At 41.2% G+C, this 12,117-nt stretch carries 7 protein-coding genes; all 7 read left to right on the forward strand.

The genetic code is table 11. The features are described 5' to 3' along the window. Nucleotides 1-68: 68 nt before the first annotated feature. The 7 genes from BFS30_RS20565 (at nucleotide 69) to BFS30_RS20595 (ending at nucleotide 12,079) form a co-directional block, all read left to right on the forward strand. Complete coding sequence (locus BFS30_RS20565) at nucleotides 69-2,543, forward strand: TonB-dependent receptor domain-containing protein (protein ID WP_069381014.1); 2,475 nt, start codon at nucleotides 69-71, stop codon at nucleotides 2,541-2,543. Nucleotides 2,544-3,059: 516 nt separating this feature from the next. Then, nucleotides 3,060-3,632 carry an RNA polymerase sigma factor gene (locus BFS30_RS20570; RefSeq protein ID WP_069381015.1) on the forward strand — a complete coding sequence of 191 codons (573 nt, stop codon included), beginning with the start codon at nucleotides 3,060-3,062 and terminating at the stop codon, nucleotides 3,630-3,632. Between the two features lie 76 nt (nucleotides 3,633-3,708). Further along, nucleotides 3,709-4,824 (forward strand): FecR family protein, encoded by a 1,116-nt coding sequence (locus BFS30_RS20575; RefSeq protein WP_069381016.1) that lies wholly within the window; start codon nucleotides 3,709-3,711, stop codon nucleotides 4,822-4,824. 320 nt (nucleotides 4,825-5,144) lie between these two features. Further along, nucleotides 5,145-8,414, forward strand: a complete 3,270-nt coding sequence (locus tag BFS30_RS20580; protein ID WP_069381017.1) for a SusC/RagA family TonB-linked outer membrane protein — start codon at nucleotides 5,145-5,147, stop codon at nucleotides 8,412-8,414. Between the two features lie 11 nt (nucleotides 8,415-8,425). Then, nucleotides 8,426-9,841, forward strand: a complete 1,416-nt coding sequence (locus tag BFS30_RS20585; protein WP_069381018.1) for a RagB/SusD family nutrient uptake outer membrane protein — start codon at nucleotides 8,426-8,428, stop codon at nucleotides 9,839-9,841. A gap of 4 nt (nucleotides 9,842-9,845) precedes the next feature. Then, nucleotides 9,846-10,556 carry a DUF4843 domain-containing protein gene (locus tag BFS30_RS20590; RefSeq protein ID WP_069381019.1) on the forward strand — a complete coding sequence of 237 codons (711 nt, stop codon included), beginning with the start codon at nucleotides 9,846-9,848 and terminating at the stop codon, nucleotides 10,554-10,556. Nucleotides 10,557-10,567: 11 nt separating this feature from the next. Beyond that, nucleotides 10,568-12,079, forward strand: a complete 1,512-nt coding sequence (locus tag BFS30_RS20595) for a PKD-like family lipoprotein (RefSeq protein WP_069381020.1) — start codon at nucleotides 10,568-10,570, stop codon at nucleotides 12,077-12,079. Nucleotides 12,080-12,117 lie beyond the last annotated feature (38 nt).

Consider the following 12,117-nt stretch of genomic DNA (forward strand, 5'->3'; position numbering starts at 1 on the left):
GGTCATGTATTTTCTTGTCAGGCGCCTTGAATGATTTTCTTTGGGCGTTTAAAACTTGAATTTCTAATATGTTAACCTATTTTTTACGCATTTGCTTTGCTGTGTTTTTTATGCTGGCCATCCATCAGCCTTTTGCTGTTGCCCAGGTTCCTGCTCAACCTGCTACAGGTAAAAAGACTTCAATCATCAGTGGATTAGTGGTCGATTCGGCAACTCACAAACCGCTGGATTTTGTCACGCTCATTCTAACGTCTGATAAGGGGGCAGTAATTAAAACAGCTGCCAGTGCCCAAAATGGGACGTTTACTTTTGAAGTTGCAAATGGCGGCAATTACATCCTGAATGCCTCTTATATGGGCTACAGGAATTATACTTCTTCGGCAATTACTTTAAAGGGAGGGGGTACCATTGATCTCGGACGTATCGCACTGCATCAGCAGCCTGGGATGCTGTCAGAGGTAACCGTTGCCGGTAAGAAGGCTTTAATCCAGAATAAGGGAGACAAGATCATTTACAACGCTTCTTCAGACGTCAGCAATAAATCGGGATCTGCCTCAGATGTTTTTAGGAAGGCGCCTATGGTAACGGTTGATGCCGATGGCGGAATTAAAATGAGGGGCAGCTCCAATATTAAAGTATTGTTGAATGGACTTCCGTCTACTATCCTTGCGAAAAATTTAAAGGAAGCGTTAAAGACAATTCCGGCATCCTCCATTGAATCCATTGAGGTGATCACTACGCCTTCGGCTAAATATGAAGCGGAAGGCGCCGCAGGCGTGATCAATATTGTTACGAAAAAGAAGATGCAGGGAACCAGCGGGAACGTTGATATCAGTGGTGGTAATCTTGAACAGAGCGCTGCTGCGGGGTTAAATGTAGCTGCCGGGAAATTCAATTTCAATCTTTCCCTGAATTCAAACAGGGAAAGAAACCGGAGCCTCTCAGAATTGAGCAGGCAGACGATATTTGAGGGGCAGCAAATCGGTAATCTCTTTCAGCGCAATGAGTCCGTCACGCGCAGCAAAGGTGCTTACGGAAACTTTAGCACGGAGTTTCGACCTGATTCGACTCAGAAAATTGGCGCTACTGTTTCGTTATGGCATGGCAGCTGGCCGGTAGAAAGCAAGCTCTATAATCTTTACAATAGCCCTCAGGGTACCAGCGAATACAACCAAAATAGCAATCAGGATGGTAAATTTACCACTTTTGATCTTTCTCTTAATTATCAGAAAAAGTTCAGACAAGTAGGGCAGGAGCTGTCATTGATCGGTCAATACAGCCCTTCCAATGATCAGTCTGATTATCTGACCCAGCAATACCTGCCTACAGGTCAGCGCTCTTTTAGGGAGACCAGCCCCAACAGAGGTAGTGGCAACGACAAGAGTTTGCAGGCGGATTATGTACATCCCCTGGGAAACGCCGGTAAAAATATTGTTGAGACCGGTGTACGATATAGCCGTACCCAGTCAAAAAGCGCATACTCAGTTTTCAATAACCGCAACAATCCATCCTCGGTCGATCTGACCGAAGATCCCAGCCGCTCGGATACCATGAATTACTTTCAAAATATCTTTGCCGGATATTTCAGTGTTAAGTTTGAAACCAAAAATCATTGGGCTTTCCGGTCCGGACTACGGTATGAAAGTACCAATCTGGGTGGGAGTTTCCAGGGGCCTATTCCTTCGTTTAAGGCGAAGTTCGGCAATTTTGTTCCCAGCATGCTCATCACCAAAAAGCTTGGTGAGTTCCATGAGCTGAAACTGAATTATACCGAACGTATCCGCCGCCCCTGGATCTGGGACCTGAACCCCTATGTCAATGCAAGCGATCCTAGAAACCTGACTTATGGCAATCCAAATCTAAGGCCGGAAATTACAAGGATGCTGGAAGCCGGATATGGCTATACTTCGGCCTCGGGATTCAGTCTGAACAGCAGTGTCTATTTCAATTCAAACCGCAATGCCATTGAATCCCTCAGTACACTGGACAGCCTTGGAATATCCAGGACGACTTCCCGGAATATTGCTGCAAACAGGCGTTTAGGGACCAACGTCTTTACCAGTTTACAGCTCAATCCCAATTGGTCTTTAAGCGCTGGCGCGGAATTTTATCATGTGTGGTTTGAAAGCAAGGCGTTGAATGTAAAAAATGACGCCAACTTCTACTCGTTTAACTTTAATACTGCCTATGTGTTTTCATCGGGTTATACCATTCAGGCTTCCGGCGATTACAGCAATGGATATGTTACCCTGCAGGGCAGGAGCTCGGCGAATTATACTTACCGTTTCTCTGCGCGCAAAGAGCTGCTGAATAAGAAAGCAAGTGTTACGCTCGGTATTAATAATCCATTTCAAAACAGGTTCCTTCAAAAAAGTTTTACATCGGCTTCGACCTTCAATAGTACCAGCAACAGCTGGCATTATAACCGGTCATTCTCGCTGGCTTTGAGCTACAGGTTTGGAAGTATGCAGGCTGCTCCGGATTATTCGAAAGGCAATCATGAACAGGGGGCGCAGCCGGTCAGAAGAGGCCGCGGGAATTGATAGTTGTACTGTTTTAGGGAAATGGGGGATTAGGAACTGCCTTGGTTTCTGGGACAACTTTCCTTATCAGGGTATCTGGAATGATAATAGGCTTAGTTAAAATCGGTTCTGCTCAGTATTTCTTTAATAAGTTAGTTTAAAAGTGGCGAAGTGGTCTATAGGAAAACTTCGCCTGTTTTATTCATATAAAAATGAATAAATATTAATTATTTAAAGCTTAATGCTTCATTTATTTTTTGTGGATTGATTTCGTGACTTGGCCTTGGTGCATCAGCTCTGTCGTCAAGACTGATGTAAAGAAATACAACGTCTTAGGGAGAGTGCGATTTAGCGTGGCTGGTTTTGAGGGTAAAAATGAGGCTGCTGCAGATGAAGTTTCACAAATGATTGAGATGGCCCCGTAGAGCTAATAAATCAAAGTAAGGCGATCAACAATCACTAAAAATTACCATAATTCATAGATATTCACTAACATTGAACAATTTAACTCTCTAAATTTATTATTTCGGGACAAAATTGAAAAGTGATAAGCATAAATCTTCAGATCTGGAACTGCTCCTTTCTTTAAAGAAAGGTAACAAAACTGCATATGCTGAAATTTATGAGCGATACTGGTCGCTTCTTTTACAACACGCTATTGGGATGCTGCAGGATGAAGATATTGCTCAGGACGTTGTTCAGGACATTTTTCAGATGTTGTGGGAAAAACATCCGGTTCTAAACATTCACACCTCACTTTCCTCATTTCTGTATACTGCTGTCAGGTACCGGATTCTAGACCAGTTCAAGCGCAGTAAGATAGAAGACAGGTTTCTCTCCACATTACTAACAGAGATGGAATGTGCGGTTACGAGTACAGACGATGCGATTGCGGAAAAAGAATTTGCCAGAAAAATGGAATATGGGTTAAGTAAACTTCCGCCAAAAATGCGAAGGGTCTTTGAATTGAGCAGAATTCATGAATATTCTTACCGGGAAATTTCCGAAGAAATGAATCTTTCGGACAATACCGTGAAAAGACAAATCAGTAATGCTTTAAAAATCATGCGTGAAAGTGTAAAAAAGGGCTATTTGTTCTTTTGTTATTAATTATTTCATTTTAATCTAACACAAAAGACATTTTCAATCTTCATAACTATATACGCGCCTAATAGTGTTAAGAGTTATGAATAAAAAGGAAGCCAGCCAACTATTCGAAAAGTACCTTGCCGGCAATTGTACGCCGGACGAGTTAATATGGATTAAAAGGGCCTACAACAAAGATATTCCGGATGATATCAAGCAGATTTCCGAACAAAAGTTCAATGAAATGAAGGCTGATATATGGAACAAACTGGATCTGGCAGATCCGGCCCCTTTTAGAAATTATCGTTTATGGCCAAGGATCGCTGTAGCAGTTGTTTTATTAATGACCATAGGGGCAGGTTGGTACTTCTCTACGTTTAAAAAAGAAACAGCTGATCAGCAAGCTGTATCGCTGTACGCCAATGATGTCTCCGCTGGAAAAAATATAGCTGTGCTGACATTAGCCAACGGCAAAAAAATCAGCTTAAGTGATGCCAAATCAGGCATTGTGATCAAAGCTTCGGAAATGACTTATAACGATGGTGCCGTCATAGGAAGCATCAACGCAAAAGGTTCTGAAATCTCTGCCATAAGTACCCCCCGTGGCGGACAGTATCATATCGAATTACCGGATGGCACAAAAGTAACCTTAAACGCCGCCAGCACACTTAAATTCCCTTCAACGTTTTTAGGATTAATGAGCAGAACTGTTGAGCTGGTTGGCGAAGGCTATTTTCAGGTAGCGAAAGATAAAAAGCATCCGTTCATAGTTAAAAGTGCTCATCAGGAAGTGAAGGTGCTCGGGACCCAGTTTAATGTCAATTGCTATCCTGATGAGGCCGGTATAAAAACTACATTGGTAGAGGGCAGCGTGCAAATCACTGATCTTTCAGGTAAAGCGGGTATTAAAAAGCTGATGCCGGGACAGCAGGCTGAATGGATAAATGGTACGATAGGAGTAAGTGAAGTGGATACCGAATCGTCGCTTGCCTGGAAAAACGGGGATTTCATTTTCAATGAGGATATCCAAACAATTATGCGACAGATTTCACGCTGGTATGATGTAGATGTGGTGTATCAGGGCAATATTTCTGAAAAAGAGTATGTAGGGACATTTTCCAGATCAAAAAATATCACTGAAATTCTAAAAGCGCTTGAGCTGACCAAACGTGTGCACTTTAAAGTTGAAGGAAGGAGGGTTACCGTTATGCCTTAGTTTTACAAAATGAGGTTAACTGGTAAAGAACCGGAGGCGTTCGAACCGCCCCCGATCAATGTCCGGTTAATCTGAACTTCATGCGACTAAACACAAATTTTTCAATCATTAACCAAAGCAAACAAATGTATAAAATTTACTATACAATTGGGCATGGCTTAACCAGCTGTGGCCGGGATACCATAATGAAGTCATTGTGGCGACAATTATATCACAATCCGAAATGTAAAAGATGGCTTATGCGGATTAATTTTACTTGTATCATACTACTATTTGCTTTTATTCAAATCGCGTTTGCCGCCAAAGCGCAAAAGATCAGTATGTCAAAATCAAATGCAAGTCTGACAGAACTGTTCAAAGAAATCCGCAAGCAAACCGGATATGATTTTGTCCTGCCCAGTGACCTGCTTAAACAATCAAAACCAGTTTCTCTCCAGGTAAAAAATGTAGAACTGGAAGAGGTGTTAAAAATTTGCTTCGAGGCACAGCCTTTTACTTATGAGCTGAATAATAAAACGATCATTGTTAGTGAAAAGGAAAAGTCTCTATTTGACAACCTTGTTGCCCGATTTCAGTCGATTGATGTCAGAGGTAAAATTGTTGATTCGTTAGGAAACAAACTAATTGGTGCTACCGTTAAAATAAAAGGTACAAACAGAATTACAAAAACAGATACCAACGGAGAATTTATATTAACCAATGTGGACGACAAAGCCATATTGGTAATTACCTATCTGGGATTTAAAGAAAGAGAATTGAAAGCAGTCCCAAATCTTGGCCGTATTATATTGACTGCGTTAGTTGGGGAACTGGAAGGCGTTAATGTGGTCAGTACAGGGATTGTTCAGCGGAACAGGGATAGTTTTACCGGCTCTACCCGTACCATCACCAATGAAGAATTAAAAAAGATAAGCGCGACGAATATATTTGCGGGTATATCAGCGATGGATCCATCTTTCAGGATTATTGCAAACAATGCCACAGGGGGGAATATTAACCAAATACCAGATATCCAGATGCGTGGAACGAACTCCCTGCCCAATCTAACTGGCGATCTCTCCGCCAATCCAAACGCACCGCTGATCATCCTGGATGGCTTTGAAGTTTCTATCCAGCGTTTAGTGGATTTAGACATCAATTTGATTGAGCGGATTGATTTATTAAAAGATGCCTCCGCAACTGCGTTGTATGGATCGCGCGGCGCGAATGGTGTATTGGTCGTAACCAGCATTGCGCCCAAACCGGGGAAGGTTCAGGTGACCATAAATAACGATTTCAGGTTTACCACACCTGATTTGTCGGATTACAATCTGGGGCTTTCTTCATTCGAAAAGTTAGATTTTGAAAAACGGGCTCAGGTTTATACCGCAACGGATAACAATGCAAATACGCAATATGAACTGGACCAGCAATACAATAAGCGTTATATGGCCGCGGTGAGTGGGGTGAATACAAATTGGTTAACCTTACCGCTTCAAAACGGAACCAGTAACCGTACTTCATTATACATTTCTGGTGGTGACCAGGTCATTCGTTACGGGCTTCAGGGCAATACTGATTTTCAATCTGGGGTCATGAAGGGTCAGGACCGCAATGATATTGCCGGTCAGTTTGATTTGCAATACCTGATGAAGAAGCTCCAGTTTAGAAATTCAATCCGTATTTTCCAAAATACCAGTAACGAATCTCCCTACGGCAGTTTCGCTGAGTATGCGCGATTAAATCCATACTGGTCTCCGTATAATGCAGACGGTTCCTTATTTAAGGGTAGCTACGAATCTCTTTTTATTCAGGATCTGCCGACCATCCTAAATACCTATGGCAATCCTTTAGCGGATGCTTCACTTCATTCAGTTAATAAAAACCAAACTTTTGGCATTTCAAATAACTTATCCTTACGCTATAATATCATACCAGGTTTATTTATAGAGTCGAATTTCAGTCTGAATAAACAAAGTGGCACTACAGATCAGTTCTTCTCGGCAGAAGACAGCCAGTTTCTTACCCAAAATGATCTCAGCAGAAGAGGAAGTTACACGGCTAGAAGTAGTAAATCGAATAGTTACGAAAGCATCACCACGGCCAGTTATAATTTATCATTAGGCAGACACCAGATTTTTAACAATGCTTCCTTTAATCTGGCCAGCAATGCCAATTCTTTTTATAGCGTAGTTGCTGAAGGCTTTCCTTATGATCGCCTGGATAACCTTTTATTTGCCACACAATATCAGTTAAACAGCAAACCAACTGGTGATGAAAGTACAACTCGAAGATTAGGGTTATTGTATAGCGGAAACTATAGTTTTGACAACCGGTTCCTGGCGGATTTTACCATTCGCAGGGATGGTTCCTCACAGTATGGAGCTGACAGGCAATTTGGAACATTCTGGTCTGCGGGTATTGGATGGAACCTTCATAACGAATCTTTCATTAAATCGATTTCTTTTGTGGACAGGTTAAGGCTTCGTGCGTCTTATGGTTCAACAGGATCCTTAAATATTCCTGCTTACTCCGCCCAGACCCGCTATAATTTTGGTACAAATACCTCTTATTATGACGAACTGGGCGCAAGCATAAACAGCTTAGGAAACCCATTATTAAGTTGGCAGAATGTGTATAAAACTAATTTTGGCGTGGAGGCAACGATCTGGAAGCAGCGTATTGATGTACGTTTAGATGTTTATAGCGAGCAAAACCGATCGGCCATTTCACCAGTGTCCATTCCTAGTTCTTCGGGATTTACCAAGTATTATGAAAATTTAGGCTATATCACTAATAATGGCATTGAATTCTCTGCCCGTGTCAAAGTATTAGAGAACAGGGCGAATAATTTATCCTGGAATTTAAGTGTCAATGGCTTTTCAAATCACAACATCTTAAGTAAGCTCTCTGATAAGTTTAAGAATATCAATGAGCAGATCGAAGCGGCTAATAGTACAGAAAATACAGACCAAACCGCACCAAATATCCAATTCCGAGAAGGCGAGTCCATGCAGACTATTTATGGCGTACGCTCTTTAGGCATTGATCCGGCAACAGGGCATGAGGTTTTTTTGAAGTTGGATGGAACCAGAACGCTTGTTTGGGATGCTGCTGACAAAGTTCCGCTTGGTATTGCTCAGCCAAAATGGAACGGAAACGTTAACTCGATGTTTATCTTAAAAGGCTTTGAAGTAAACCTGGTATTTAATTATCAGTTTGGCGGGCAACTGTATAACCAAACCATGGCTGATAAGATAGAAAATACAGCGCCAGGTTTAAATGTAGACAGAAGAATTTATGACTTAGGCTGGAGTACACCTGGTCAGGTAAGCCATTTTAGGACACCAGTATTGATACGCGCAGGCTATATAACCACAAGAACGACTTCACGATTTGTACAGGATAACAACCTGATCAATTTATCTTCTGCTTCTTTGGCGTATAATTTTAGACATCAGCCTGCGTTGCTGCGCAGTTTAGGCTTAAGGAGCTTAATGGTTACCGCCATTACAAACGATGTTTTCCGGACAAGTACCATTGCAACTGAGCGGGGGACCGACAATCCTTTCGCCCGTACCTATTCATTGTCTTTAAGAGCAGGATTTTAAAAATATATCACATGAAAAAGATAGTTATCATATTAACCTTGTTAATCATTACCACCCTGGTTGTTCCTGGTTGTAAAAAATATCTCCAGGTAGAACCTAAATCCAGTATAAGTGAAAAAGAGATGTTCACCTCCGAAGCTGGCTTTAAACAAGCCCTCACAGGCGTTTACTCGCAAATGGGAGCCAGGAAAATGTATGGGGATTATTTGTCATACGGCTTTGTTAGTGCGCTGGCACAAGATTATACGAGCCCCGGGTCCCGGTATGCCACTACCATTTCACTTACGTATACAGACGACGCTGTAGTTACCTATATAGACGAAATATGGACAAGTACGTATACTGCTATTGCTGGTCTGAATAATATACTTGCCCATTCAGGCCAAAATGCAAATGTATTATCACCCAAAAGCGCTAAGCTTATTCGCGGAGAAGCTTTGGGCTTACGCGCCTATCTGCATTTCGATCTGCTGCGTTTATTTGGAGCTACTTTTAGCAATGAGCCAGGCCGGAAAGCCATTCCTTATCAAACCATAATGAGCGAAAAAGCAACTGTCCCTTCTACCACCAGCCAGGTGATAGAAAAAGCATTGGCAGATATCAATGAGGCTTTACCGTTGTTAAAAGAAGTAGATCCTATTTTGTCTGCATCGACCAACAGAAAATTTAAAATGAACTATTACGCTTTGAAAGCTTTACAAGCAAGAATATTGCTTTATAAAGGGGATAAGCAAGCTGCTTTTACAGCAGCGGGAGAAGTGGTAAATGCGAACAAATTCCCCTTTGTATCAGCTTCAGCATTATCAGGTACTGAAAGGCTTAAGGATCGTCTTTTTTCTACGGAACTGGTTTTTGCAATCCGGTCCAGAGATATGCTGCCCTGGGTTGAAGATTATTTTAAATTTAACAGCTCTATCAATACCGCGCTTACCCGTACAGTAGCTCAGTTTCAGGCCATTTACGAAAACAGCTCTACCGATCATCGCTATAATTATTTAATTGAGGCTTCTAATGGTGGCACATTTCCTTCTAAATACTGGCAAACCTGGACCGCGGAAGACGAACAATCTTCTGTAGATTCTACGCGTTTAGATCAAACCATTCCTCTTTTAAGGATATCTGAAATGTATTATATTTTGGCAGAAACCGCATCTACCCCACAAGACGGAGCGGGTTATTTGAACAAAGTACGCATGGGGAGAAATATTCCTGAACTGACTGTATCAACCATTACTACCCCACAATTGCTTCAGGCGGAAATTACAAAAGAATACCAAAAGGAATTTCTGGGCGAAGGGCAAACTTTTTATTATAACAAGCGGATCAATAGAACAACCCTACCCGCACCTTATAATAAAACCATTACCGTCCCCCAATATATTTTACCTAAGCCGCAAAGTGAACTTGAGTTTAATCCTAACTATTAAAAAAATGAAAACGAAATATTTTATCTGTTTTTTATTTGCAGCTACTTTGTTGGTGAGCTGTAAAGAGGAGGAGGTGCCTACATTTGACGCCATGCCTACAGCTTATTTCAGTACAGATCAGGACAGCACCTATTTTACTTTCGCTTTACGTTCGCCCCGTGCACAGGACACCGTATCGCTTACTATGCGCATTATGGGACAGGCTACTGGTCATGACCGGCCAATTAATGTACAACCCTCATCAGGTACAACAGCTGCTGAAAATAAGGATTATAAACTTTTGCCTACTGTTCTCGCTGCGGGCAAAGTTGATGCAGCCGTTAAAGTAGTAATTTACAATTTAGACAAACTTAAAACAGAGACTCCCCGGTTGTATCTTGAAATGCAGCCCAATGAGCATTTTGTAAAAGTAAATGTGGAGGGTACAACGCTTAATCCTGCTCGTATGAGATGTTTGATCAAATTCGATAATCGCCTGGAAGAACCTATCTACTGGCCTATAGTCGTGCGCTTTTTTGGACCGTTCAGCGTAACTAAATTCAAATTTATGATGCAGGTTTTTGGCGGCAAAACTGATTTTAATCCCGGCGTTGGCGGAGGGTTAACCTATGCGGACACCAGGAATTATCCATTAATGCTGCGTACCGCACTTGCAGAATATGAAGCCATAAATGGGCCATTAATTGATGAAAAAGGAATAAGAGTAACGTTTTAATCAAAAAGACAATGAACAGGAATTTTTTTAAAATCGCAATATATATGCTGGCATTGTTGAGTTTTGCCGGCTGTGTGAAAGATGAAAATATATTTGAGTTAAAAACTTTAAATACATTAAGCATCCAAACTGCCACCGATGCCTATTCCGTTACGCAAAGCGAAAGATTGGTAATTGCTCCGGCTGTAAAGGAGAGTTTACCAGAAGGCACCGTGTATAAATATGAATGGAAATTATCTTCTACTGCAACAGGCGTTGAAGTCAAAGATACCTTAATCTCTGATAAAAAGGATTTAGATGTAGCTATTAATGTAAAGTCAGGGAACTATTATCTGCGTTATTACATAACCGATACCAAAACGGGCCTGGTAACCATTAAACAATTTACACTTGCTGTAAATGGTTTTTATAATTTAGGTTGGATGATCGCCAGTAATAAAGGTGAAAAAGGTATGGTTAGCTTTATCAGAGAAGCTGATCAGCAATTGATCCTGAATGCGCCCGAAGCCGCTAATGGCAAAACTTATGGCAAGGCTAAGGGTATTTACAACGCCGCCTTGTTGAATATGCCTGAAGTTCTTTACTTTTCAGATCAAGGTGTGTTTGCGTTTGATGCCAATAACTTTAAACTGTTGAGAACAACCATGGATTTATTTGGTAGAAATATGACTTTTGGTACTAACCCTTATTATATACAAGCTCCATTAGAATCTGATCAGTATATCATTAACAATGGTAACATATATGGAACATTAGGGCCTTATTGGTACAATATTGGGTTTGGTGAATTTTATGCGGATCTTGGCACGTATTCAGAGCGCTTTGAAGGAAACTATGCTTTATTTCCGCTGGGTATGCCTCAAACCACAGGTTCCTCTACCTACTTTTACGACAATAACAGTAAGAAATTTATGTTGGTGACTTATGGTACCAGAACCATTAACCCAACTACCGGAAATAGTTTCAATGCAACGAGTAATCCACTGGGCTTTAACCTGGCCGAAAGTACGGGTAAAACCATGGTTGGCGGCGATTATTTAAATGGAGGAGAACATGTATGCGTAGTGAAAGACAACAGTAATGAATATTACATTTATACCCTGAGGTCGAATACAAGTCCATTCGCAGGTATTACGCAAAAAATAGAGAACAGTCCTGATATTCAGAAATCAATTGCATATGCCACCTCAACTCTGTATCGTCATATGTACTATGCTGCTGAAAACAAAATTTATTTATATGATATCATAAATAATTCTTCACGACTAGTCTATACCTTCCCACTTGGTTACCAGATTAAAGACCTCAAAATGTTTAAGCGGGAAGGAACCAGAAATGTCAGGTCTGCCGCAGATCCTATGCACAATAAGCGGCTGGTAGCAGCTGTAAACACAGGTGTTGCGGGTGAAGGAGAGGTCTATTTTCTCAATTTAACTTTATTGGGTGATATAGAAAATAACACTTTCAATAAAAAATATGCGGGTTTAGGTGAGATTGTAAATATGAAATACCGTTATCCCTAACCGAACCATTTGCGAATTCATTTGCTTGTTTATTAAAT

This window comes from Pedobacter steynii, assembly GCF_001721645.1.
Taxonomy (GTDB): Bacteria; Bacteroidota; Bacteroidia; order Sphingobacteriales; family Sphingobacteriaceae; genus Pedobacter; species Pedobacter steynii_A.